Source organism: Arthrobacter sp. A2-55, assembly GCF_025548615.1.
Taxonomy (GTDB): domain Bacteria; phylum Actinomycetota; class Actinomycetes; order Actinomycetales; family Micrococcaceae; genus Specibacter; species Specibacter silviterrae.
Window position 1 is genome coordinate 44,840 of record NZ_JAJLOZ010000010.1, and the last position, 25,629, is coordinate 70,468.

General features: G+C 64.1%; 21 protein-coding genes and 1 riboswitch. Of the genes, 17 read left to right on the forward strand and 4 right to left on the reverse strand.

What is annotated here, in order from left to right:
- Positions 1–534: 534 nt before the first annotated feature.
- A complete protein-coding gene (locus tag LPN03_RS04850; RefSeq protein ID WP_262453320.1) occupies positions 535–1,944 on the reverse strand; it encodes an MBL fold metallo-hydrolase in 1,410 nt (469 codons plus the stop codon).
- Between the two features lie 195 nt (positions 1,945–2,139).
- On the opposite strand from LPN03_RS04850, the gene LPN03_RS04855 reads away from it, so the two are divergent.
- From LPN03_RS04855 to LPN03_RS04885, 7 genes are all read left to right on the forward strand, one after another.
- Entirely contained in the window at positions 2,140–2,397 is a 258-nt protein-coding gene (locus LPN03_RS04855; protein WP_262453321.1) for a metal-sensitive transcriptional regulator, read from the forward strand.
- Positions 2,398–2,431: 34 nt separating this feature from the next.
- The gene (locus tag LPN03_RS04860) at positions 2,432–2,851 is read left to right on the forward strand and encodes a DUF302 domain-containing protein (RefSeq protein ID WP_262453322.1); all 420 of its coding nucleotides are present in this window, start codon (positions 2,432–2,434) and stop codon (positions 2,849–2,851) included.
- A 67-nt stretch (positions 2,852–2,918) separates the two neighbouring features.
- Complete coding sequence (locus tag LPN03_RS04865; protein WP_262453323.1) at positions 2,919–3,605, forward strand: class I SAM-dependent methyltransferase; 687 nt, start codon at positions 2,919–2,921, stop codon at positions 3,603–3,605.
- A complete protein-coding gene (locus LPN03_RS04870) occupies positions 3,577–3,852 on the forward strand; it encodes a hypothetical protein (RefSeq protein ID WP_262453324.1) in 276 nt (91 codons plus the stop codon). The genes LPN03_RS04865 and LPN03_RS04870 overlap by 29 nt, the downstream gene beginning before the upstream one ends.
- A gap of 82 nt (positions 3,853–3,934) precedes the next feature.
- Positions 3,935–4,885 (forward strand): prolipoprotein diacylglyceryl transferase, encoded by a 951-nt coding sequence (gene lgt, locus LPN03_RS04875; protein ID WP_316255402.1) that lies wholly within the window; start codon positions 3,935–3,937, stop codon positions 4,883–4,885.
- A 119-nt stretch (positions 4,886–5,004) separates the two neighbouring features.
- Positions 5,005–7,266 carry a transglycosylase domain-containing protein gene (locus LPN03_RS04880; RefSeq protein ID WP_262453325.1) on the forward strand — a complete coding sequence of 754 codons (2,262 nt, stop codon included), beginning with the start codon at positions 5,005–5,007 and terminating at the stop codon, positions 7,264–7,266.
- A 324-nt stretch (positions 7,267–7,590) separates the two neighbouring features.
- On the forward strand, positions 7,591–8,112 hold the full coding sequence (locus tag LPN03_RS04885) for a universal stress protein (protein ID WP_262453326.1): 522 nt from the start codon (positions 7,591–7,593) through the stop codon (positions 8,110–8,112).
- A gap of 287 nt (positions 8,113–8,399) precedes the next feature.
- On the opposite strand, the gene LPN03_RS04890 is transcribed toward LPN03_RS04885, so the two are convergent.
- The 3 genes from LPN03_RS04890 to LPN03_RS04900 all read right to left on the reverse strand — a co-directional run bounded on the left by LPN03_RS04890 (position 8,400) and on the right by LPN03_RS04900 (position 13,092).
- Entirely contained in the window at positions 8,400–9,659 is a 1,260-nt protein-coding gene (locus LPN03_RS04890) for a magnesium transporter MgtE N-terminal domain-containing protein (protein WP_262453327.1), read from the reverse strand.
- 76 nt (positions 9,660–9,735) lie between these two features.
- A complete protein-coding gene (locus tag LPN03_RS04895) occupies positions 9,736–11,379 on the reverse strand; it encodes an NRAMP family divalent metal transporter (protein WP_262453328.1) in 1,644 nt (547 codons plus the stop codon).
- Positions 11,380–11,631: 252 nt separating this feature from the next.
- A riboswitch (M-box (ykoK) riboswitch) is annotated at positions 11,632–11,805 on the reverse strand.
- A gap of 69 nt (positions 11,806–11,874) precedes the next feature.
- On the reverse strand, positions 11,875–13,092 hold the full coding sequence (locus LPN03_RS04900) for an LCP family protein (protein WP_262453329.1): 1,218 nt from the start codon (positions 13,090–13,092) through the stop codon (positions 11,875–11,877).
- Positions 13,093–13,615: 523 nt separating this feature from the next.
- On the opposite strand from LPN03_RS04900, the gene LPN03_RS04905 reads away from it, so the two are divergent.
- The 10 genes from LPN03_RS04905 (at position 13,616) to LPN03_RS04950 (ending at position 25,470) form a co-directional block, all read left to right on the forward strand.
- Positions 13,616–14,287 (forward strand): response regulator transcription factor, encoded by a 672-nt coding sequence (locus LPN03_RS04905; RefSeq protein ID WP_262453330.1) that lies wholly within the window; start codon positions 13,616–13,618, stop codon positions 14,285–14,287.
- Positions 14,288–14,358: 71 nt separating this feature from the next.
- Positions 14,359–15,579 carry a sensor histidine kinase gene (locus LPN03_RS04910; protein WP_262453342.1) on the forward strand — a complete coding sequence of 407 codons (1,221 nt, stop codon included), beginning with the start codon at positions 14,359–14,361 and terminating at the stop codon, positions 15,577–15,579.
- Between the two features lie 244 nt (positions 15,580–15,823).
- A complete protein-coding gene (locus LPN03_RS04915; protein WP_262453331.1) occupies positions 15,824–17,224 on the forward strand; it encodes a ferredoxin reductase family protein in 1,401 nt (466 codons plus the stop codon).
- On the forward strand, positions 17,221–17,715 hold the full coding sequence (locus tag LPN03_RS04920) for an FMN-binding protein (protein ID WP_262453332.1): 495 nt from the start codon (positions 17,221–17,223) through the stop codon (positions 17,713–17,715). Before LPN03_RS04915 ends, LPN03_RS04920 begins: the two co-directional genes overlap by 4 nt.
- Before the next feature lie 13 nt (positions 17,716–17,728).
- Positions 17,729–18,526, forward strand: a complete 798-nt coding sequence (locus LPN03_RS04925) for an FAD:protein FMN transferase (RefSeq protein WP_262453333.1) — start codon at positions 17,729–17,731, stop codon at positions 18,524–18,526.
- 442 nt (positions 18,527–18,968) lie between these two features.
- Positions 18,969–20,090 (forward strand): tyrosine-type recombinase/integrase, encoded by a 1,122-nt coding sequence (locus LPN03_RS04930; RefSeq protein ID WP_262453343.1) that lies wholly within the window; start codon positions 18,969–18,971, stop codon positions 20,088–20,090.
- Positions 20,087–20,443, forward strand: coding sequence for a helix-turn-helix domain-containing protein (locus LPN03_RS04935; RefSeq protein ID WP_262453334.1), 357 nt, complete (start codon positions 20,087–20,089; stop codon positions 20,441–20,443). Before LPN03_RS04930 ends, LPN03_RS04935 begins: the two co-directional genes overlap by 4 nt.
- Before the next feature lie 931 nt (positions 20,444–21,374).
- Positions 21,375–23,012: a site-specific integrase gene (locus LPN03_RS04940; protein WP_262453335.1), complete on the forward strand. Its 1,638-nt coding sequence runs from the start codon at positions 21,375–21,377 to the stop codon at positions 23,010–23,012.
- A 119-nt stretch (positions 23,013–23,131) separates the two neighbouring features.
- The gene (locus LPN03_RS04945; RefSeq protein WP_262453336.1) at positions 23,132–23,518 is read left to right on the forward strand and encodes an ArsR/SmtB family transcription factor; all 387 of its coding nucleotides are present in this window, start codon (positions 23,132–23,134) and stop codon (positions 23,516–23,518) included.
- On the forward strand, positions 23,515–25,470 hold the full coding sequence (locus tag LPN03_RS04950) for a heavy metal translocating P-type ATPase (protein ID WP_262453337.1): 1,956 nt from the start codon (positions 23,515–23,517) through the stop codon (positions 25,468–25,470). The genes LPN03_RS04945 and LPN03_RS04950 overlap by 4 nt, the downstream gene beginning before the upstream one ends.
- The last annotated feature ends 159 nt before the right edge of the window (positions 25,471–25,629 follow it).

A 25,629-nucleotide genomic window follows, 5' to 3' on the forward strand; every position in this document is an offset into this window, starting at 1 on the left:
TCCCTTGTGAGCTCAACGACCATCCAGGCGTTGGGAATGTTCAAACTACCGGCCGAACATCTTTGCGAAGAAGCCCTGGCTCTCCGATTTTTCCTGCTCGTGCCCGCGGCAGCGCTCGGAGGAGGGGACCCCGCGCATGACTTGATCAACGTGCTCGCCGCAGCCGGCCCACGTTGTCTTACCGCATTTCTTACATGTCACCGCACGGCACATCTGCTTGCTCCCTTTTTATGTTTGAATTGCTCCATCAGCATACCCCACGGGGTATTATTTTGCGACGGTGCTTTCTCGTCGGGCGACAGGATGGCGACCATTGCTATGCATTGAACCCGCCGCGAAGCTGAGACTGTCAACGGGCGATCGTAAGGCCAGCGGCGACGGAGTATCTGGCACACCCTTTTTACAGGGGTCCGCGGCGGCACCCGCCCGGCCAATTGCGACGACAGCAGAATATTCGGGGATACACCATTGGCGGCGCCCGGTGTTCCGGGCGCCGCCAATGGTGTTCGTTGATCAATTCAGATGTGGCCTGGATTAGTTGCTGGAAACAGGCTCCCGCGACTGATTCCAAGTGGACCATCCGGCGTAGCTGCCATCGAGTTCAACGACGTCGTAGCCTGCGCGGCGCAGGGCACTGGCCGCGACGGAATTCCGCACTCCACTTTGGCAGTAGCTGACGATAGTGCCGCCGGACGGGAGTTGGTCCAGGTTCCACATGACGCGGCCGCCGCTGAGCTGATGGGAGCCGGGGATATGGCCGGCGGTGTGCTCGGTGCGGTTGCGGACATCCAGGACCATGGCGGCGGCGAAGCTCTCGAGCTCTTCAGGCTGGATCAGCTTCGGCGCGCTTGCGGGCAGGTCGTCAATGCTGGTGATGTAGCCGGCGACCTGGTCGATGCCGACCCGGACCAGATGGTCCCACATCTCTTGGGCTGATGCCTGGTTCGGAGCCAGCAGGACGAGCGGGTTCCTATCCGTCTCCGGGTTCACCACCCAGGCGCCGAAGCTGGCGGTGGATTTGCCGGCCGGGATATTCAGGGATCTGGCGACGGTTCCCGCGTGGACGTCGGCATGGGAGCGGGTGTCCACGAATGTCACCGCGTCGGCGGCAAGGTCGCGGAGGACGTCGTCGGCGGCGAGCTCCCGGAGCGGCGGGCGGACTCCCATCACCGCAGGCCCTTCACGGTTTTCCCGCTTCATCCGCCCGAAATAGGCGTGCGCGTCGGGTTGGCCCTCGAGCAGTTCATTGATGAAGCCGGCCTCATCGTTGGCTGCAAGGTAGGGCCCCCACCAGGAGTAGAGCCGCTCGTAACCAACCGTGGTGGAAGGGATCGCACCCAAGGCCTTGCCACAAGCGCTGCCGGCACCGTGGCCGGGGTGGACCTGGACATGGTCCGGCAGGGTCAGGAACTTCTCCCGCAAGCTGGTGAAGAGCTGTTTGGCTCCGGCAAAGCGGGTGTCCACGCCGCCGGCGGCCTCATCCAGCAAATCGGGGCGCCCGAGGTCGCCGGAGAAGACAAAGTCACCGGAGAGCAGGTATCCCGGGGTGTCGGCGAATGCGCCGTCAGTGATCAAAAAGGAGAGGTGCTCGGGGGTGTGGCCCGGGGTGTGCAGAGCCTTCACCGTGATGTTGCCCAAGGTGATCTGATCCCCGTCGTGCAGGCGTTCGGCTTCGAATCCGTATTGCCAGTCCGTGCCGCCCTCACCGGAAACGTAGGCTGTGGCACCGGTCGCGGCCGCCAGCTCCCGGGTACCGGAGAGGAAATCCGCGTGAACATGCGTCTCCGTGACGGCCACAATCGTCATCCCATTCGCGGCGGCCAGCGACTGGTACACGGCAATGTCACGGCGGGGATCGACGACCAGGGCTTCGCCCTTGGCCTGGCAGCCGATCAGATAGCTGGCCTGGGCCAAGTCTTCGTCGTAGATGCGCTCAATTAGCATGGGGACTCTCCTTGCAGGGGGCGGGGGTGGGGTCCCCTGGAGGGAACGCACCGTTACTTCTAGCCCCAACAATAATACCCCCTAGGGTATCTCGCAAACGCGTGAGGATAATGCCGGTAGCGCAATAGCCGCTTCGGCCCAATTACCCACCGGGGTATACTGTGAGGAATTATCTACACAACTTTGGAGCCCGCCATGGAACTCGATTCGAAAGAACTCACCCCGGTCATCAACCGGCTCAAACGTGCCCAAGGCCAGCTCGCCGCCGTGACCCGGATGCTCGAAGAGGGCCGGGACTGCAAGGATGTCGTCACCCAGCTCGCCGCCGTCTCCAAGGCCCTGGACCGGGCCGGCTTTGTCATCATCGCCACCGGCTTGGAGCAGTGCATCAGGAGCGATGATCCCGGCATGGACAAGAAAGACCTGGAAAAGCTCTTCCTGTCCCTCGCCTAAGAGCCCGGCCCCCACCACTGTTACAGGAGCACCCATGAGCTACACGCACACTGTCACCATCCCGCTGGCCTGGACAGAGGCAGTTCAGCGGACCCGTGACGCCCTGGCCGAACAGGGCTTCGGCGTCCTCTCCGAAATTGACATCCGCGCCACCTTTGCGGCCAAACTCGGCCCCGAGGCCGCTGACGCCCTGGGCGACTACCTGATCTTGGGCGCTTGCAATCCGTCCCTGGCCAGTCAGGCCCTGGCTGCGGAGCCCTCCTTGGGCGCGCTTCTGCCCTGCAATGTCGTCGTCCGACGCGGCCAGGACGCCACCGAAACCACCATCGAGGCCATCGATCCGCAGACCATGGTCCAGCTCAGCAGCAATCCGGCGGTTCGTGAGATCGCCGACGACGCCGGCACCCGGCTCCGCGCAGCCCTGGCCTTCCTTCGCGGCGCCGGGACACCCTAGGAACTAAATCATCCCCTGCCGCGGCCAGGACAAGGCAGGCAGTAAACCTGACGGATAAGAGGTCGCCATGGACGCCCGCAACAGTAGCGGACATGGAGCCGGCGAGAACGCATTCGCCGGTCAGCAGCATCCCCGCTTCGCTCGCGCCTACGCCCGGGTCATCGAGGGCATGAACCGTCGCGGCGGAACCGAACACCGGCGTAGCCTACTCGCCAACTTGCACGGAACCGTGATCGAGATTGGCGCCGGTGAGGGCTCATCGTTCGGGTTGTACCCCTCCGGCGTCACCCAGCTCGTGGCGGTGGAGCCCGATGACTACCTCAGGAGCCTGGCACTCGAGAAGGCCGCCTCCTCCTCGATTCCTGTCAGCGTGATTGCCGGGGCCGCCGAGCGGATCCCGGCGGAGAACTTCAGCGTCGACGCAGTCGTCTCTAGTCTCGTCCTATGCAGCGTCATGGACCAGAGCACCGCCCTGGCTGAAATCCGCCGTGTCCTGCGCCCTGGAGGGACCTTCGCCTTCTACGAACATGTCCGCTCCAACCACCTCCCGCTGGCCATGGCCGAAAACCTGCTCGCCCCGGCATGGCAAGTTATTGCCGGAGGCTGCCACCCTAACCGGGACACCTTGGGCGCAATCACGGCAGCCGGGTTTACCATCCAAGACAACCGGCGCTTCAAATTCGCTGTCCACCGCCTGGCCCCACCGGTCGCCCACATCCTGGGCCATGCCACCGGCCCGCGCCAACCGAGCTGACTACAAGATGCCTGCCGACATGCTGGTGCGGATCAGCGGGGTGATGAACATGACCCGCGACGTCGGGACCTCCCTGGGCGTAGCGTTCGGAGCCGTCCTCTACGTCCTTGCCTCCGGTACCGCAACAACCGGCGGTCACGCCATCGCCTCCACTGCAGGGTTCGAACTCGCGATCGTGGTGTTCGCCGCGGTAGCCCTGCTGGCCGTGATCCTCGCTGTCTTCGGGAAGCAGATGGCCGGGGCATAAATCCCTCACTGGCCCGGCACCCGGTGCCGCCTGGTTCCCGGTGCCACCGACCCCCAGCGTTTCCGCAGCAAACCATGACACTGTGCACGATGACGACCCGCCGCGTCCCTCACTCACCGAACGGCACCCCATGATCCTCCAGACATTCCTGCCCTCCCCGACGGTCAGCGCCTTTCACCTAGGCCCACTGACCATACACTTTTACGCCCTGTGCATCATCGCCGGCATCGGGGTAGCCATCTGGCTCGGATCCAGGCGCTGGATCGCCCGGGGAGGGCGCCCCGGACAGGTCGCCGACATCTGCCTCTGGGCCGTTCCCGGTGGAATCATCGGCGGCCGGCTCTACCACGTCATCACCGACCCCGAACTGTACTTCCTGCCCGGACGCAACGCGTGGAATGCCTTCGCGATCTGGGACGGCGGGCTGGGCATCTGGGGGGCCATCGCCCTGGGATGTGTGGGCGCCTGGATCGGCTGCCGCCGGGCCGGGGTCTCCCTCATCGCGTTCCTGGACGCCGTTGCCCCCGGCGTGGTCTTCGCCCAAGCCCTCGGGCGCTGGGGAAACTGGTTCAACAACGAACTCTACGGCGACCCGACAACCCTGCCCTGGAAACTCCAAATCCACCAGATGGACACAGCCGCCGGAACCGCGCTCACAGACGCCTCCGGCCACGCGATCATCCTCGGCTACTACCAGCCGACATTCCTTTACGAATCACTTTGGTGCCTGGTCGTCGGACTCGCACTGCTCGCCCTGGACCGGCGCTACACGCTCGGGGCCGGCAGCGTCTTCGCCCTCTATGCTGCCGGGTATACGGCCGGGCGGTTCGCCTTCGAACTCATGCGCTCGGACTACGCGAACTTGATCCTGGGCCTTCGGGTCAACACCTGGGTCGCCGGATTGATCTGCCTGGCCGCGGCCATAGTGTTCACGGTCCGCCTCAAACGCCCCCGCTCCACCGCCTTTCCAATCGCCGCCGGCCCCACCTGCACCCCGGGGCCCTTGCACCCCCAGACTGGAACCGGTCGGTAGGCCTCCGCCAGGCAGCAGCGTCTTTCCGCCGAACCGGCACGGCGTCGGAACCAAACACCCACCCGCGATGGCATCCCAACCCACCACCCCCCGCACGATCTTGAAAGGCCCACCACCTGATGAAAGCGACGAAGAACCGACTCTTCGATACGAGAACTATCCTGGGCCGGTTGCTGCTCCTGGGCGTCATCAGCATCGCCTGCGGGACCCTCGTCGCCGGCCTGTTTGTCCCGGGGACCGCCCTGGCGGCCACCGTGGCCGATGACTCCATCAGCATGTTCACCAACCTCCCGGGAACCCTCGACGTTGACCCGCCCGCCCAGACCACCAAGGTCCTCGCCAGTGATGGTTCCGTGATCGCTCGGTTCTATGCCGAGGACCGGCACGATGTAACCCTGGCGAACATGTCGCCCTACATCAAGACCGGCATCGTCGCCATTGAGGACGCCCGGTTCTACCAGCACGGCGGCATCGACCCCACCGGCATCCTGCGCGCCGTTGTCGCCACGGTCCAGGGCGGGCGCGAGGGCGCCTCCACGATCACCCAGCAGTACGTGAACAACGTGATCATCCAAAACCTGGTCTCCAAGGGAGACACAAGCCAGGTCAAGCTCGGCGCCCAAAAGACCGTGGGCGACAAGCTCAAGGAAATGCGCATGGCCATCGCCATGGAGAAAAAGTACTCCAAGGACCAGATCCTCCAGGGCTACCTGAACCTCATCTACTTCGGCAACGGCGCCTACGGCATCCAGGCAGCCTCCAAACTGTACTTCAACACCGATGCCAAGAACCTGACCCTGCCCCAGGCTGCCGCCCTGGCCGGGGTAGTCAACAGCCCCTCGGTCTACGATCCGGTGGCGCACCCGGACAACGTGGTCACACGCCGCAACGAGGTGCTGGGCAAGATGCTGGCCCAGAAGAAGATCACCCAAAAACAGCACGACGCCGCCGTGAAGGCGACGCTGACCGTCCACCTGAACAAGCCGTCCCAGGGCTGTGTCGCCGCGGCCATGGCCCCCTACTTCTGCGACTATGTCCAGCAGCTGGTGCTCAATAACCCCGCCTTCGGCGCAACGCCGGAAGAACGCAACAAGTTCCTCTACCAGGGCGGACTGACCATCAAGACCACCCTGGACCCGAAACTGCAGCAGGTGGCCCAGGACCAGGTGAATGCCACCATGTCCGCAACCGACCCGCTCCAGCGCGGTGCCGCCGTGGTCAGTGTGCAGCCGGGCACCGGCAAGGTCCTGACCATGGCGCAAAACACCATTTACAACCCGGCATCCAAGCCGGGGAACTACATGGGCAACTTTGCCTTGCCGCTCAATGACGCCAAGGGCAATTCCCTGCACGGGGCCGGCGGCTTCCAGATCGGTTCCACCTTCAAGCCCATTGTGTACGCCGAATGGCTCAACTCCGGCCACTCCATGATGACCATGGTCAACGGTGCCGTGCGCGACTATCCGATGGGCTACAACTGGAAGAACAGCTGCGGGAAAACCACGGGCTGGTATGACCCGGCCTCCGGGACAAAGCTGCTGCCCAACGACGACCCCAACCACTACTACCCCATGACGGCCCTGGAAGGGCTATACAACTCCATCAACACCATCACCTTCCAGACGGCTGCCGCCCTGGACTTCTGCAACATCCAAAAGATGGCGACGGCGGCCGGAATTGCCGACGGCGCCACCAACAAGCCCTACGACCTGAGCAACATCTCCAACCTGATCGGCAGCGAGAACGTGGCCCCCATCAACATGGCCACCATGATGGCCACGTTCGCCAGCGGCGGCGTGCGCTGCGACCCGATCGCCCTCACCTCCATCACGGACAACACGGGCAAGAGCTACCCGGTGCCGGGGGCCAACTGCCAGCAAACCATCTCCCGGGAAGTGGCGAACGGTGTGAAGTACACGCTGCAGCAAATGCTGGTCAGGGGCTCGGGCTACCTGATCCCGCTCAACGACAAGGCCACCGCGTTTGCCAAGACCGGCACCACCGACGGCAACACCAACACCTGGACCATCGGCGCCAACTCCGGCATTTCCACGGCCTCCTGGTTTGGCAGCTACAAGGGCATCGGACCGTTCTGGGTCAACCAGGACATCACCATCAACGGCCACTACTGGGTGGGCGTGGACGGAGCGAACCTGGCCGGCACCCAGTGGGCCGGCGTCATGAACGCCGCGGCCGGCATCCCGGCCTACGCCGCCCAGCCCCTGGAAAAGCCACCGGCTTCCATGCTGGCCACCACCGCACCCCTGGTGGTGGGCGTCAACGACCCCAAGGGCACCGACGCCCCCGTCCAGCCCGTGGTGCCGCCCGCACCGAACCAGGCCCCCGCCACGACGAAGCCCGGCAGCCACAAGAAGAAGTAGTCAGGAAGAAGGGCCACTCAAGAATCAAGTCCAGCCATGCCCGGCTTGGTAGGTGTCGTTGTTGTCGGCCGTGATGTCCTGGGAGCCCGGCGCCGCCTGACGCTGGGCGCCCGCGGCGAAGAGTGCAGGCTGCCAACCTCGTCATTACCATGGGAGTGGAATGACTGGCGCCAGATCTAGCGGGGCAAGCTGTCCCTTGACAGGACGATTGAGAACCCAGCCCAGGTGGTCCCCGCCGGGGCCCGGCAACGAGATTGGCCGGCCGGTCCGGGAGTTCCTTTCCGAATCCACCGTCGCCACCAAAGATCACAGAAAGCAGTCCTCATGAGTGAGTCAGCAGGAATTGCACGGTTTACCGGTTCCCCCGTCATCGCCGGCATCATCCCGGGACAGAACCCGGCGGTGTGGACTCGGGCCTTGGAACTGGCTGAAAGCCTTTCTGCTCCGCTCATTGCAGCATTCGTGGATCCAGCCAGCTACCTCATCGAATGGGCCCCGGGCAATGAGGTTCTGCCCATCTCCTTGGATCCCGTCCTTGATCCGGACGATGACACCGCCATTGCGGCGGCCCGACTAAAAGAATCCCTCGGTGACGTTGCCGCTGACTACTCCACGACATGGGCCATGCGGATCATCGGCGGTGACCCCGCCTTGGCATTGGGGCGCCTGGCACAGACCGTCGGGGCATCCACCATCGTCATCGGCGCCCGGCGCCCAGGAATCATGGCCAAAGTCGACGAACTCGTCTCCGGCTCCCTGATGCACCGACTGCTCACCACACAGCCCGTCCCCGTACTGGGCATCCCCTCCCACGACATGAAACAACATTTCCACTCCCACGCGTGAATGTAGAGCCACCTTCAAGGACAAGCAAACCAGGCGTCCTGCTCGCATGCTTTACGGGTGGCTTGTGAAAAAGTGGAAAATTCGACGCTAAGGTCTTATCTGGCGTCGAGCCCAGACTGGACTCGGGCCAGGGTGGTGAAGCTGATGGGACTGTACTTGCCAATGGCCGAAGGTCTCATGTTCATGGCCAATTCCTTCACCACGGATATTTCAGGTTCTCCTGGTGCGCTGCCTATAAGGAGGTGGGGGACGGGGTTTTTCAACGCCGGCTGCGCCCTGTCAGTTCGTTAGTGGTGGTTTGTGGGTGTGTTGGGATGCGGTTGTGCTTCGCGACGGCGCCAGTCTTGCGGTATGGCTGCTTCAAGGGCATCGTCAACTGTGACCACGCCAAGGATCCGGCCGTCGGCATCGAGGACGGGCAGGACGAGGAGATTGAAGTCCGCCATCCGGTTGGTGACGTCCACGACGTCGTCTCCGGGTCTTGCGAATACCGGGTCTGGTTCACAGGCTTGCAGTACCAGCGAGTCCTGGGGCAGCTGGAGTGCCTGGACCAGTCCGAGTGCCCCGGCAAGCCGACCGTCGGTGTCGACGCTGAAGAGTACGTTCAGTGCTTCGGGTTGGCTGGTCGTGGACCTGCTGAGGGCGGAGAGGGCCAGTGCGATGGTGGTTTCGGGTGGGAATTGGATGAAGTCCAGGCCCATGAGGCCGCCGGCGGTGGCGTCATGGAATCCCAAGAGTGTGGTAACCCGTGCACGCTGGGCCGGAGGCAGAAGGCTGAGAACGTTGGTACGTCTGTCTTGGGGAAGGTCCATGAGGGCGTCGGCAGCATCATCGGGGCGCATCCGGCTCAAGACTTCCGCGGCTTGTTGGTTGGTGCGTGCGGCCAGGATTTCTGATTGGCTGTCGTCGTCAAGTTCTTCGAAGACGTCTGCTTCAAGCTCGGGATTTCCGTGGACGTGGTTGAGGAGTTCATTCTGTTCATCGGCCGTTGCTTCTTCGATGAGGTCTGCGAATTGGGGTGCCTTGAGCCGGTTCAGGCCCGTCCCCGGGACACGGCTGGCGAGGGATTCGGCGTGGCCGATGAGCGTTTCAAAGTCTTCCCACCGCCGCACGGGGTGTGTTTCGTGGTCGCGTTTAAGGCTGAGCCAGCGCGCTTTATGGGTGTCGAGGCCGGTGGCGGTCCATCCCTGGGTGGTTTGTTCGAGTTGGACGTCGTAGGCGCGTACCAGGGCTGCGTGGTCAATGTCGATCATGCGGTGTCCTAGGACATCGGCACGGAGCAGTACTTCCCCGTCGCGGCGTTCGAAGGGGCGCAGGTCCAGGCGGGCACTGGCCAGATCGATGTGGTCCGCGGTCATGGACAGTACGGTCGAGATGGGGGCATAGACGGTTCCCGACCCGATCCGCAGGACCAGCCCGGTCAACTGGGGGGCGTGGTTGGGGGCCAGACGGACGATGATGTCGGCCAAGGTTCCGATTTGCAGGCCTTTGGCGTCGACGACGGCATTTTTGAGCAGGACCGAGAGTTTCAGCGGCATGATGTTCATGGTGGCTCCTTTCGGGAGCGGAACCGGCCGGGGGCACCGGTATGAATTGAATTATGGCGTGAGCCCGGGTCGATGGCTAGTGGCCCAGGGCGAGTTGGACGATGCGGGTGATGACCATGATCATGGCGATCAGCAGGTAACCGCGCAGGATACCCATCCCGATCCGCCGGGTCGTGGACATTGTCGGAGTCTGCAGCAAGGCGATCGGGGGCATCCGCCAGCCAAAGCGTTCGCTCCGGTCCACGGCCCCGGCCTCCGTTCTGACCACCGGGTGTTGGCGGTGCCAGATGAGCATGCTGCCGCCGGCGAGGACGACGGCGGCGCTGCCGGTGAGCAGGATCGCCAGAATGGCGCCGGAGGTGATATCGGGGAAGACGACACTGGCGGTCAACACCAGGGAAAGCATGACGAGCACGGCGATCACCAGGGAGGTGAAAATGTTCAGCCAGGTCCGGTTGACCCACGGGCCCAGGACGGCCCTGTCATTGCAGAGCAGCAGCAAGAAGACGGATGCGGAGGGCAGCAGCACTCCTGCAAGGACCTGGACGCCGACGGTGATCAGTCCCAGGGGGCTGCCCGGGATCAACACAATGACGGCGGCTACGACCAGCAGCCCGGCGAAGACGGCGTAGAAGCCCTTGGCTTCGGAGACCTTGCGGTGCAGGGAGTGCTTTAATCCGAGCACATCGCCCAGAGCGTACGAGGTGGAGAGTCCGACGGCTGCGGCGCCGATGATCGAGGCATCGATCAGGGCGATGGAGAAAAGGATGCCGGCGATCTTCCCGACATATTGCCCCAGTCCCTGTGCCACGCCGAGGGCATCGGTGAAGTTGCCGGCGCCGGGCCGGTCGGCGAAGGTCGCGGCGGCTATGGCAATCATGGCGCCTGCGCCGACGACGACGATGACGATGCCAAGCCACAGGTCAGCTTTTTCGTAGTTCATGAACCGCGGGGTGATGCGCTTGTCAATGATGTAGCTTTGCTGGAAGAACAGCTGCCATGGCGCGACGGTGGTGCCCACGATGCCGATTATCAGCAACATCACCGTGGAGAGCTCGGCGCCGGCCGGCAGGCCCGGAATGAAGAAGTCGCGGGCCATCTGGCCTACCGGGGGATGGGCCATCAGGACAACGGGCACCAGCAACAGGGAGCCGACAATGAGGGCCATGCAGACCCGCTCGAAGCGCTGGAAGGACCCGGTGCTGGCGGCGGCAATGATCACGACGGCGGCGATGGCGACCCCGGGCAGTTGCGGAATGCCCAGATAGCTCAATCCCAGGCTGATGCCAATGAATTCGGTCACTATCGTCAGGGCGTTCAGGACGAACAGGTCGATGACGCTGAAGGCGCCCCAGAACTTGCCGAAGCGTTCCATGATCAGCCGGGCGTGGCCCACCCCTGTAACGGCGCCCAGGCGCAGCACCATCTCCTGGTTGATGTAGAGGACCGGCACCAGGAGGAGGAGTGTCCACAGCAGGGAGGTGCCGTAGTTCTGTCCGGCCTGGGTGTAGGTGCCGAAGGCGCCGGCGTCGTTGTCTCCGACCATGACAATCAGGCCCGGGCCGACAATGGCGATCAGCGTCTTCAATTTGGCCTTGATCGTGGTGCGGGGAGCGTCGTCGTGCATGCCAATGGTGCCAAAGGCGCCCTTGATGTCGCCGAGGTGGGCCGAGTCGAGGACTGCTGAGCGGGGAGGTTCGATATTGGGTGGGGTGTTCATAGTCATGAGGACCTTCGTTCTTCCCCGGGGCAGGGGGCGGCGAGGGGTGAATGTGTTGACGGGCATGACGGTTCGAGGCCGGAAGCGACCGCGAGTCAAAGGGGGTGTTGGTTCCTGAGCGGGGGAAAGTTGTTAGGCGGGATCCGGAGGGTTACCGCTGGGGCGCAGGAACGGGCTTATGTCCATCGGGCATGGGCCTGCTCCTGTCTTCCCGCTCGGCACGGATGAGGAGACCAACGATGAGCGTTGGGGACTGCCCCTCCTCGTAAGACCTTTGGCACTTCGCGTCGTGACCTGGTGCATGCACCGGGAGCCAATCGGAGCCACCCCTTAAGCCGGGAAGGCCTGTCCTGACCCTTGGCGTCTCTGGACGTTTGGGGTCGCTGGCTTGTTTCCGCGAAGGAGCCTCAGCTAACGAGCGGCACCTTGCACCCCCAGTATAGAACTCATCCGACACCACATGACGTCAAAATATGCGCATAACCGCAGATAACGCTATTTTGGGGTGGCTTGTGAAAACGGAAAAATCCGACGGTAGGTTCCGTTGTCTGGAGCGCAACGCAATTTGACGCAGGGGATGGAACCGCCCTGGAGTGCCCCGGTCCAGTCGCCGTAGGTGGTGGTCGGGGCAGCCTTTTTGGCCGCCTTGGGTTTAGCCGTCGTACCGGCGGAGGATGCCGTGCTCGTGGATGCCGCGGATGAGCTGGTGCTAGCGGATGAAGGCTTCGCCTTGGCGGTCGGGGCTGGGGTGAGGAGTTCCTTAACAGTGGCCTGGACCTGGGCCACATCAACGGTGTTGATCGATTCACCATTGGGCGCGGTACCGAAGCCGGTGATCGGCAAGGTAGTGAAGGAGATATGGCCGCCCGTAATAGAGGAGGCCTGCCGCATCAGGTCGATGAGGTTCAGGCCCTGGCCGACCACGATGTTCTTGCTCACGGCCGTGAGCACAGACTGCATCTTGGGAATGTCCGTGAACGTGCCGGCCTGTTTGAGCTGGCGGATCACCGAGACGATGAAGGCCTGCTGGCGCCGTTCCCGACCAAGGTCGGAGAAGAGGTAGTTGGGATTGCTGGTGTCCCGGCGCTGGCGGACATAGGCCATCGCCTGTTTGGCGTCGATTTGTTGCAGGCCGGCCTTGAAGTTGGCGCCGGAATAGGTGTCCTGGGTGGCTTGGTTTACGCACACGGTGATGGGGGCGACGGCCTGGGCGACCTCGTAGAACCCGACCATGGTCACTTCGATAAAGTGGTCAATGTGGACGCTGCCCAGGAACTGGGAGACGGTGGCAATTTCGGCCCGGCGTCCGGCGTCGCGGGCCGGCTGGTAGGTGGCGTTGTTATTCGGCTTGCCCTCGGCCAGCAAGGCCGTCTGCGCCGCAGCCAGCCCGTCTCCGTAAGCTTCCTTGATCTTGCCCTGAATGGACTCTCCGGGAATCCCGGCGATTTGGGCGTAGTCATCACGGGGGATGGAGATGGCCGTTGCCTTGGACCCGTTGGCCGGGATATGGATGAGCATCAGCACGTTCGAGTTGTAGCCGCCGATGGTCTGGTCACCCGCATCGAGCGCGTCATACACGGCAGGGGAAAGAGGCTTGCCCTGCTCATCGACGCGCGAATCAAGACCCATCACCAGGATGTTGGTGTCCTGGTTCAGCTTCGGAACAGCCTGTGCGCCATTAAGAGCGCCCGAACGCAACACATTGTTGTTCACCCGGACAGAGCGGTGAAGAACACGTAGCCAACAGCCACCAGCACGAGTGTGAGGACGCCAGCGATGCTAGCCAGGACTATTCGGCGGCGAAGTTTCCGTTGGTGGTACTGGCGCAGGGGTTGGGTGTAATGGCTCATCGGATCGGGCGGTGGGGGCTCGTGGTCGTCATGGTCTCCCCTACCCGCCTGTCCCCCAGCCAGCGTCGTGGGTGCTTCCGGCGCCCAGCAGGCGCTGGACCAGACTATTAATCGTGGCACGTGTTGGTGCTGCGGAAGGCCGAAAGAGCAGTTTGACTCGATAATTCACAACAAACTCCCAGCCGATAATTTGGTTGGTCAGGACCGCCTGTGGACCAGAGAAATCAGGCGGTCCAAGGCCTAATTTGTTGCTCTTAGGACGTCCGGGATGGGGTGTCTTGTGAACGATCGTTATCGGACGCCGTGCGGGCTCAGTCGAAGATTGCCCGCTCCTTTGTGGCAGCGGCGCGGTGTCTGGCCGGGGTCCTCACGCCTAGACTTCGACTATGAGTGAGATGAAGCCGCACCTTCTTTTGGTCGAGGATGACGGGCAGCTTCGGGCGATGCTGGAAGAGCTGTTCGTTGGTGAGGGGTATGAGGTATCCAGCGCTCCGGACGGGCAGAAGGGCCTCCACCTCGCACTGACCGAGGAATTCGACGTCCTGATTCTGGACCGGGGCCTTCCGGTCATGGACGGGCTGAATCTGTTATCAAAGCTGCGCCGGCAGGGCGTCGAAACGGCCGCGCTCATTCTCTCCGCCTTGGGCAATCCTGCCGACAGGGTCGAGGGGCTCGATGCCGGTGCGGAGGACTATCTGGCCAAGCCCTTCGACGTCGAGGAACTTCTGGCCCGTTTGCGTGCCTTACGGCGCCGGCATATCGCCACGGCTACCACCCTGCGGATCGCCGGTGGCCGCTTTGACCTCGGATCGCGCAGTGTCACTCGCCCCGATGGTTCCATCGTCGTTTTGTCCGAGCGGGAGAGCGCACTGTTGGAAGAGCTGGCACGCTGGCCGAACCGGGTATTTGGCCGGGAAGAGATACTTGAGTACGTCTTCCCGAACGCCGAAGAAGCCGGGGTGGTCGATACCTATGTGCATTACCTCCGGCGCAAGCTCGGACGCGGCAGCGTGCGGACGATTCATGGCATCGGCTACAAGATCGGCACGCTGGCGTGAGGGGCCGGGCCGAGGACGAGCTGCACAGGTCCTCCTGGCGGCTGGCCCGGCAGACCGGCGCTTTGCTGGTAGTGCTGCTGGTGGCGATCGCCGCGTCGGTACTGTTGATTGTCAGCACGAGCCAGGCCGCCGCGGCCCAACGCCTCCTGGCCACCGCGACCGAGCACATCGATTCGGTCCAGGATGCGCCCGCCGGTATCAGGTTGGCGATCTCGAACCAAGGCACGTTGACTGTGTCTCCCGATATGCCGTCCGGACTGCCCGACCTGAAGGCTATGGAGGCTGTCGCCTCCAATGGGGCCACCGTCCAGGAGGACGTCTCGATAGGGGGCCGCTCGTATATCGTCCGCACCGCTGACTCTGGCGGTCGGGTCGTCCAGGCGGTGTTCGATCGTCATGAGAATTTGGAGGAGTTGAACCGGCTGGGCCTTGCCCTCCTGCTGACCTGCGGGGGCGCGGTGGTGCTGGCGAGCCTGCTGGCCGTGTGGCTTGCCCGGCGTGCCATGCTGCCCATGGCGGAGGCTCTGGAGCGGCAGCGCCGATTTGTCGCGGATGCAAGCCACGAACTGCGAACTCCGCTGACGTTGCTCAGTACGCGTGCGCAAATGCTGCGCCGGCGCCTGGCATCTTCTTCGCTGCAGGAGCCCCCACTGACTATTGATGCCGAGGTGGACGCGATCGTTGAAGACTCGAGGTCGCTGAGCCGGCTCCTGGAAGACCTGCTCGTCTCGGCCGATACACGCCGGGTCGAGTACATCACAGTCGACGTAGTGGCAATGGCCGACGACGTCGTCCAGTCATTTTCGGCCTTCGCCGCGCGCAGCGGCGTCAGGGTCGAGCGAAGCGGGCTGGCCGGCCCGCTGTGGATCGCTGCCGCGCCGACGGCGTTGCGTCGGCTTTTCGTGGCGCTGCTGGACAACGCCGTCCGTTTCGCACACTCGCGGGTGGACGTCGCAGTATCCACAGACCCGAGGACTCTGGTCATCACGGTCAGCGATGACGGCCCCGGATTTTCCGATGATGTCAGGCCGCGGGCCTTCGAGCGGTTCACAACCGCGCAGCCCGCCAGCACCGAACCGGAGGGCGCCCCGGGGCCGCGCCACTATGGTCTGGGACTTGCCCTCGTCGCCGAAGTGGCTTCCCAGCACGGCGGCAGGGCGGAAATCGGCACGCAATCATCCGGGGCGGTCATTATTGTGCGCCTGCCGATGGCCCGGCCAAGCCGCGGTCGCTCCCCTGCAGCCCGTTCCCTCCAGGAGGAAACGCTGCCGGGCACCGCTCCGCCACCATGACGCCCCACGTCCCGGCAGTTTGGGGGCAAGCGGTACCGCCGCCACGGCCTCGAAGAATGCTCTAAGAACGTGCATCTAGCATCGCAGACATGAGCAGAATACATGCCACGGCAGAGGCGGAACCCGGCGGCTCCAGGCGCGCGACACCCTCTGCCGCCGTCGGCCCAACGGCCGGAGCGACCCGGAACGCGGACCGTGGATCAGCAACAACCCGGACCGGGATGCGGGCCAGATGACTTACCGGGTGGGAGCAGACCGGGCGGCTAGTCCGCGGCGGGAGCCGCAGCGGGCGCGTTACCTCCGGCGGGCGCGTCTGGCGGACTCCCTGGAAGCGATCGTATGGCTGACGGTGGCGCTTGTTCTGGCCCTGTTTCTGGCCGACAGCGGGCTCGTGGAATTCAAAACCGTCCCGGGCACCTATACCGCCGTCGGCATCATCGCCGGACTTGTGGGGACCGACCTGATGCTCATCCAACTGCTTCTGGCCGCCAGGGTCCCGATCATCGACCGGGCCTTCGGCCACGACCACGCCCTGCTGGTCCACCAGCGGATGGGCAAGCCGGTGTTCTACCTCATTTCGGCCCATGTGGTGCTGCTTTGGATCGGCTACGCGCAGACGACGCGTTTGAACGTGTTCGCCGAGATCTGGCACATGTTTACGACGCTCCCGGACATGAAAATTGCCTATTTGGGCTACGGATTGCTGGCGGGTGTGGTGATCACCTCGCTGGTGATTGTTCGGCGGAAACTCTCCTACGAGGCATGGCATGTGGCGCATTTTCTCGCCTACGCCGCGGTACTGGCCGCCCTGCCGCACCAGTTCAGCACCGGGCAATTGTTTGCCGATGGAACCTGGGCGCGCTACTACTGGCTGGTGCTCTATTTCGGGGTCGCCGCCGCATTGCTGGTCTACCGGTTCATCATCCCCGTGCTGCGGACACTGCGCCACGACCTGCGGGTCAGCAACATCGTCGCCGAAGCGCCCGGGGTGTATTCAATCGAGATGACCGGACGATACCTGGCCGATCTGCGGGCCCGCGGCGGCCAGTTCTTCATCTGGCGGTTCTGGTCCCGCGGGCTGTGGTGGCACGCCCACCCCTTCTCGCTCTCTGCCGCGCCCGGGGTCCTGCGCCTTAAAGTGACCGTCCGTGAGCTGGGGAGCGGAACCGCCGAACTGGGTGCCCTGCCGATCGGCACCCGGGTGAGCATCGAGGGACCGTACGGCCTCTTTACCGACCGGGCCCGCACCACCAGGCGTGCGGTTGCCGTAGCAGCCGGCATCGGCATTACGCCCATCATCTCGCTGCTCGAACAGGGTGATTTCGCCCCCGGGGAGATGACGGTGATCGTTCGGGCGCCTGACGAGAAGGGCCTCTACCTATACCAGGAGCTGCACAAGTTGTGCATCAAGAAGTCTGCCGTGCTCTATGTACTGCTGGGGCGCCGGACGAAGAAAGGCCAAGACAGCTGGCTGCCGACCCGGGAGGCCAGCCACGGTATGAGCCTGTCCACGATCGTTCCCGATGTCCGGGACGCCGACGTGTTCGTGTGCGGGCCCCGCGGCTGGACCGACCTTGTGGTCGAGGACGCAAAACAGGCCGGCGTACCAAAGTTCCGGATCCACTACGAAAGGTTCAGCTGGTGAGAGCCCGCAGCGCGGTACTGGCCTCCCTTGCCTCCGCTGCCATCCTCCTGATCGGATGGCAGGCCGGTAACCAGGCCTCGTCAACACCCGGCGGCACCGTGGCCAAGGTGGCCAACCCGCCGTCGGGCGCCGGAACGTCGTCCGGATCAGGTGGTTCGACCGCGGCCGGGACGGGCGCCGGTAACCCTGCACCCGCGGCCGGGGCCAAAAGCGGGACCTTCGACGGGAGCCAGATCCAGACACCGTATGGCACCGTGCAGGTCCGGGCCGTGATAACCGGCGGCAAAATCACCGACATCGTGGCGCTGCAGCTGACAGACGTGGGTTCCCTGTCCGGCGAAATTGACCAGCAGGCAGTGCCGATGCTCCGATCCGAGGTGCTCTCAAGCCAATCAGCCAAGGTGGACATGGTCGGGGGCGCCACCTACACCAGCCAGGGATACCTGAGCTCGCTGCAGGCCGCACTGGACGCGGCCAACTTCAAGGGATAACGAGGCGAATCCGATGAGTACCATCCATGAGAACGGGGACCGCCTAACAACGAGGGTCTTTAACACCATGGGCACCACCGTCAGCCTGATTGTCCGTGGCTGGTACGGCGAGGGCACCGGGCCCGGAACGGTTGACGGCATCGTCAATATATTTGATGATGCCGATCAACGCTACAGCCTGTACCGCCCGGAATCCGAGCTTTCCCAGATCGCGTCCGGTTCGTTGCGGCTATGCCAGGCATCGGTTGAACTGCGGCAGATGTACGAACTGGCCATCAGCTGGCGCAACAGCACGCATGGGGCTTTCACCCCGCACCGCGCCGACGGCACCATCGACCTTTCGGGCGTGGTGAAGGGCTGGGCTATCGCCCAGGCCGCAGCGGTGTTGGCCGCGGAGGGCCTGGACAACTGGTGCATCAACGCCGGCGGCGATGTGCTGGCCAGAGGGACGAACCGAACCGGGGCCTGGACCGTGGGGATCATCGACCCGGTCGACCGCACCGCTTTGCTGGCGTCCGTGCGCATGCCCGGACACCTGCCAGCCATTGCCACCTCCGGAGTGGCCGAGCGCGGAGACCACATCTGGACGCAGACCACCACCGGCAGCCGGACGTTCCTTCAAGTCACAGTGCTCGCGGCCGACATCATCACCGCCGATGCCCTCGCCACCGCCATCATTGCCGGCGGCCGCGGAACCCTGGATCTGGCCACAACCGGCTGGCCGGTGGAAGTATTCGCCGTCGAGCGCAACGGGGCGCTGCTGGCCACCCCCGGCTTCCGGCGGATCCTAACGACGGCCCCCATCCTGTAGGCCCATCCTGACGGAGGCCGGCAAAGACGATACCACACCGACGTCCAGACCCTGGATAAAGTTTGCGCTTGTGACCGTGGCCACGGATTGACTGTGCGCAGCTAACGGGACAGCGTCTACACGTCATGAAATTTGCTATAAAGCCTTCCAACAACACATTTTGGGATACAGAAAATACATCTCGATCTCATGGCTGAACCGCCCGAGCAGTTCCATCACGCGGGCGCTCACGTCCCCGTACAGCTCGTAGTTGCTGGACTTGGCAATCAGCCCCCTTCCCGGCGGAATTGCATCTGATGCGAGCCGGGGCAGGCGCTATAAACCCCCAGGCCAGCGTAGCGCTGGTCGTGATCTTCCCAGGTGGCGGGGTACTTGGGCTTGTCATTACACTCAAATTCGCGTTTAATGCATGAATAGCCCGTTAACCGAGGGGAACTTGTTGATGCAGCGTAGCGTTCCACATGGCCAGGCGTCGTTGTACCTCGCTGACGGTGTGTCATTCCTAAATCAGGAGGATGCGGTCTTCCAGGCGATGCTTGATGGGTGGACGATGCAACAGCGAGGCGGGCGGAATCTCAAGGAGAAAACGGTGAAGAATGCCGTGCGGGCCGTTGAGAGGTTCCAGGCCTTCACCAACGAGTGGCCGTGGCAGTGGTCGGCCTCGTCACTTGATGAGTGGATGATGCATCTTGTATCGGTCAAGAAGCTGGCGCCCTCTACCATCCGTGGTTTGCAGCTTTCCATCGGTTCTTTCTGCGACTATGTGTGTTCCCCGCACTACGGCTGGGCAGGCGAGTGCGAGGGACGGTTCGGGACGCACCCGGTGCAGATCTGTCATGACTGGAATACGCTGCCGCACCTTCAAGTCAGTGAGGGAAAGCCTGGGCGGCGTCCACTGACAAGAGTGGAATTGCAGGAGCTTCTCGATTACGCCGATGCTGAGGTCGATAGGTGCCTGGAATCTGGTCGAAAGGGTGCGTTGCCGGCGTACCGCGACGCCACGTTGTTGAAGGTCGTCTACGCGTGGGGACTCCGGGCCAACGAGGCCGTGCAGTTGGATGTCACGGACTTTTATCGCAACCCCCCGGCGCCGGAGTTCGGCAGGTACGGAATCCTGCAGGTGCGGCACGGAAAGTCCTCCCGCGGGGGCGTACCGAAACAGCGGTCCGTGGTCTCGTTGCGAATGTGGGCGGTCGAGGCCGTCAGCGACTACATCGAGAACGTCAGGCCGCTTATGCAGGAAGGGAAGTCAAACGCCCTCTGGTTCTCTGAACGTGGGACGCGTCTGCGCGACCGGGAGTTGAGGGAGCGCTTTGCCAGCTATCGTGACGCGATCGGCCTGGACAGGGTCCTTACTCCACATGCCCTGCGGCACAGCTATGTCACCCACCTGACCGAGGAGGGTGTGGACACAAAGTTCATCCAGGAACAAGTGGGCCACGCCTACCAGTCAACCACGGCGATATACACGGCGGTGAGCGGCGATTTTGCGAACAAGATGATGAGAGAGGCCTTGAATATGTCCCTTGAGACCCGGATAGATGAAGAAGGGAACGTGTTGTGAAAGCGGTCGGCTACGAATGGCGTTTGCGGGAGGTTATGGCCTCCGCTGGTATCTACAGCACGACCAAGCTCATCCCCTTGCTCAAGGAACGTGGGATCGAGCTGTCCAGCAGCCAGGTCTATCGCCTGGCGGCCGAGAAGCCGGAGCGTTTGAACATGCATGTCTTTGCAGCCCTGTTGGATATTTTGGATTGCAGTGCGGACGACCTGGTGCGCCGGGTCGATCTCGGTGCGGTCGTCGGACCAGGTCAGGCAACCGGCACGGACACACGGGCCGGCCAGCAAGGCGCAACGGCGCTGCGGGATCGGGGATTGCGGCCCAAGCGGGCACAGATCGTGCCTCCTCATGCGTGAGGACCACGTCGCAGCCATCGTGGCCCTGATCCGGAACGTCGAGACGGGCTTGGCCAGTGAGACCATACGCGGAGTTGTTGATTCCATTCTGGTCAAGCAACCGCCCGCACTGCGGATACTGACCCTCCTGGAGGCAGACCCGGGCGTGCTCACCTCCGGACCGTCCAACGTCCCCCGCGCTCTCGACCGGGTACTGTTCGCACTGGTGGAACAGGGTGCCGGGGTGCTGCGTCTGCCGCGATGCGGGCAATGCAACCAGGAACGTCCCCTGACCCGGCGCGAAGGCGAATTTCGGATATGCGCCGCTTGTGCCCGGGCGGGCCGGGCTACGGGCAACGTTGCCTGCTGTGCATGCAGGGAAACCCTTCGGAGCCACGCCACGGTTGGCGATCGGAGCTACTGTCAGCGCTGTTGGGCAGGGCTGCAGCGGAACGCTGAAGGCCTGCTCCAGAAAAAAATCGGGGCCCGATTTCCGACCCTTGTGCCAACGCAAATCGAGCGAGCGATAGCGGCATTACGGGCAAACAGCGCCCGTGACCGACTGCCGCGGCTGTATGTTGAATGTGAAGTTTTCGGCGACGCATGGTTCGCCCGTCCAGCCGAAGCCTCTGTGTTGTTCGCAGGTTTTTACGACGCACTGCGTGCGGCAGGGGCGCCCCTGGCGGAACGGACGTGCGGGCACTGCCAGCAGGCAACGGCCCTGCATTCCCGGCGGGACGGGCTCATTTGCTGCCGGAAGTGCTACCGGGCAGGAACACTGTCCCGGTGCGACGGCTGCGGGCAGGATGCCAGCATCGAACGCCGGCAACCTGATGGATCCGGACTGTGTCAGCGCTGCACCAACACCCTTGAGGACGAGAACGCGAACTGCTCCGGATGCGGCAACTACCGCCTCATCGCAGCCAGGACACCGGCGGGCCCGCTCTGCAGCATGTGCAGGTCCGAAACCCTGGTCGATACCTGCAGCTCCTGCCAAAAGGAAGCGCCGTGCAGGTTCTCCGGCACCGACAAGGCCATCTGCACTGCCTGCCAGCGCGCCCGCCGTCTCGACGTCTGCGGCGCCTGCGGCAACACCCGCGAATGCAGGTTCGCTGGAACGGCAAAAGCGGTCTGCAACCAGTGTGCAAACCTGCGTGAACCATGTATCCGTTGCGGAGAGACGAGACTGATCCGCCAACGTTCCCCGGATGGTCGGGCACTCTGCTGGTCATGCGTCCCGCCCATTATTGAACCGTGCACGGAATGCCACCGGGAAAGGGTCGTCAACGGCAGAGTCGACGGCCTTCCGTACTGCCCCTCCTGCTACCCCCGCCAGCCCTCCTCGTTTCGTGACTGCCTGCGCTGCGGCCGGCACGAGCACCTGCTCCAAAGCAGGCTCTGCCTGCGTTGTTCGGCCGATGACAAGATCCGCTCGCTCTTTCCGGAGGAGATCATCGCGTCCCACCCACGCGTAAGTGCCCTTCGAACTGCCTGCGCAGCGGCAGATCCTGAACGGATCCTGAGCACCTTTCGGTACCGGACAACCGTTGACCTGCTCCGCTGGCTGCTGGCAAATCCGGAGCTGCTCACCCACCAGGCCATCGACGAGATCGCCGCGGAACGTGCCACGCGCACCGTCCGGGCATTCCTGGTCGAATACAAGGTGCTTCCCCATCGGGACGAGCACCTGGCCCGCTTCGAAGCATGGATCACCCGTACCGCCGTGGAACTTCTGAATCCGAAGGAGCGGAGAGCTTTCACCCAGTTCGCCCGCTGGCGCCATCTGCGTTACCTCCGGGGGCAACCCGGCCTGACCCGCCCGGCCCAGGCGGCCTTCCGCAAAAGGGAGCTCCAGCACGTCATCAACCTGCTGAACTGGGCGCACCAGCAAGGGAGCAGCCTGGTCTCGCTCCGGCAGGAAGACGTTGACCGCTGGCTGGGCACCGGCCTGCCCGACCGAAGGCTCGTTAGGGAATTTCTCAAGTGGACGCGGCGAAACGCCTATTCAACGACGCTCACCGCCCCGTCCGTCATGCGCAGCCAGCTCACTATTGGCGGAACCGACGGACAGGACCGCATGCAGCTGCTGGACAACGCGCTTTCCAGCCCGCCATCGGACCCGCGGACGACAATGGCTGCCGCCCTCGTGCTCCTCTACGGAATTACTCCCGCCCGAATCGTTCAGCTTCGCGTGCAAGACCTTTTCCTTGACGGCGGTGTGATCTTTATCCGGCTCGGGAGCGAGCCGCTTGCGCTGCCTAAGAAAATAGGGGAAATCGCGGAACTCGCCCTGGCCGCCAGGGACGCGGCGCGCATGTTCGGATCCGTCACCGACAATGAATGGCTCTTTCCCGGAACAAGAGCAGGGCACCCACTCTCACCCCAAGCGCTCACACGGCGTCTCAAAATGATCGGCATAGAGCCCCAGGCCGTGCGATCCGGTGCGCTGACATCACTGGCGGGTCAATTGCCGCCCGTCATCCTCGCACGCCTGACCGGGTTGGACATTACGTCGGCAACACGGTGGGCCGGTGCCGTCTCGGCCAGCAATGCACGCTACGCGGCGTTTCTTTTGGGGCGCGAGCGGTAAGCACGCTTCCTGTTTCCGACAGCGAGCAAGTTCGTATTTCACGACCGCCGCGCCAATAACACTCAGTGAATAGGTCCACGCCCGTCAATAACATCAGCGTTTCACGCTATCATCGCTGTATGACGATTGAATCGATGGTTCCCGCCGGTGCGTGCGGGCAGCTTGATCCCGCGGCGGCGCTTTTCCATTCCCTCAGTGACCCGACCCGGCTGAGCATTGTGAAGCGCATGGCCGGCGGCGAGGCCCGGGTCGGTGATTTGGTCGGGGAGTTGGGCCTGGCGCAGTCCACGGTGTCGGCGCATGTCGCGTGCCTGCGCGATTGTGGCCTGGTCGAGGGCCGGGTGCAGGGCCGGAGCGTGTACTACTCGCTGTCCCGTCCGGAGCTGATGGACATGCTCGCATCGGCGGAGGTCCTGCTCGCGGCCACCGGCAACGCGGTCAGCCTATGCCCGAACTACGGCACCGGCAGCACCGGCGACCCCATGACGCAGGGGGACGCGAGATGAGTGACGCCTGCGGCTGCAGTGACGATAAGGCCGGAGCGGGCGAGTCCGAAGGGGTGGAGGAGGTCGTAGGGTTCTGGCAGGTGGGCGAGGTCCGGGCCGCGGCGGTGGCGGGCGTGCTGCTCCTGGCAGCCTGGATCGCGTCGCTGGCCGGCGGTCCCCCATGGCTGACGCTTCCCTTGGAGATCCTTGCTCTGCTGGTGGCAGCTTGGACGTTTGTGCCTTCCACGCTCCGTCGCCTGGCCAAGGGCAGGATCGGGGTCGGGACACTGATGACGATCGCCGCTGTCGGCGCGGTAGCCCTGGGTCAGTTCGGGGAAGCAGCCATGTTGGCTTTCCTCTACGCGATCTCCGAAGGGCTGGAGGAATACTCGCTGGCGAAGACCCGTCGCGGCCTGCGCGCCCTGTTGGATCTTGTCCCCGCCGAGGCCACCGTGCTGAGAGGCGGGGGTGAGGTTGCGGTATCCCCGGCTGAACTCGTCCCCGGGGATGTGATGGTTGTCCGGCCCGGGGAGCGGCTGGCCACCGACGGCACAATCGTCACCGGCCGCACCTCCCTGGACACTTCGGCGCTGACCGGGGAATCCGTTCCGGTCGAGGCCGGACCGGGGACCGAGGTCTATGCCGGGTCCATCAATGGCACCGGTCCCCTGGAGGTCGAGGTTACGAGCACCGCGGAGAACAATTCGCTGGCGAGGATTGTGCACATTGTGGAGGCGGAGCAGTCCCGCAAGGGTCCGGGCCAGCGTCTGGCCGATTCCATCGCCGGCAAGCTTGTCCCGGGGATCCTGATTGCGGCGGCCTTGATCGTCGTCTTCGGTTTCATCGTCGGCGATCCAGTGTTGTGGTTTGAGCGTGCCCTGGTCGTCCTGGTTGCTGCCTCGCCGTGCGCGCTGGCGATCTCAGTTCCTGTCACGGTCGTTGCCTCCGTGGGTGCGGCCAGCCGGATCGGGGTGCTCATCAAGGGTGGCGGCGCCTTGGAAACTCTCGGCAGGATCCGCACCGTCGCCCTGGACAAGACCGGCACACTGACCCGCAACAAGCCCGCCGTCATCGACGTCGTACCTGCCGGATCTGCGACGCGGGAGCGGATGCTTGCCGTCGCGGCTGGACTGGAGGCCCGCAGCGAGCACCCGCTCGCGCGCGCCATTCTCGCCGCCGCCCCGGACCGGGCGGCCGTCACCGATGTGAACGCGGTCCCCGGATCCGGGTTGGAAGGCCGCCTGGAGGGCAGGCGGGTCCGTCTTGGCCGCCCGGGCTGGATCGACGCCGGCCCCCTGGCCACTGATGTTGAGCGGATGCAGCACACCGGCGCGACCGCAGTCCTCATCGAGGACGATGGGCAGGCCATCGGCGCCATCGCGGTCCGCGACGAGCTGCGCCCCGAGGCCCGGGAGGTCATCGCCCGGCTCAACAGATCTGGCTACACCACCGTCATGCTCACCGGTGACAACCTGATCACCGCCACCGCCCTGGGCCAGGCCGCGGGCATCAGAGAAGTCCACGCCGGCCTTCTCCCGGAGGACAAGGCTGAGATCATCAGGACCCTTATGGCCCGCCAGCCCACCGCCATGGTCGGCGACGGCGTCAATGACGCCCCGGCCCTGGCGACCGCCGATACCGGCATCGCAATGGGCGCCATGGGCACCGACGTCGCCATTGAAACCGCGGACATCGCCCTGATGGGTGAGGACCTGAACCACCTGCCCCAGGTCCTCGACCATGCGCGCAGGACCCGGCGCATCATGCTCCAAAACGTCGGCCTGTCCCTGGCCCTGATCGCCGTACTGATCCCGCTGGCATTGTTCGGGGCACTCGGCCTGGCCGCCGTGGTCCTGATCCACGAGCTGGCCGAAATCGTCGTGATCGCCAACGGCGTCAGGGCCGGCCGGCCCGGCCGTAAAACCGGTCTCATGGCCGTGCAGCCCTCGCCGGCCATGGAGCCGGCCGCGTGAGCGCCGATGACACAGGTCCACTCACCGGACCCGAACGCGATCGGGTGGGAAATGATCCGGGACGGAGTGCCCCGGCTGAATCGACGTAGGCCTTCATCCGGGCCCACCCCGGGCTTGATCCGACCAGCGTATATGGGCGGCCAGCCGCCCACAAGGTCT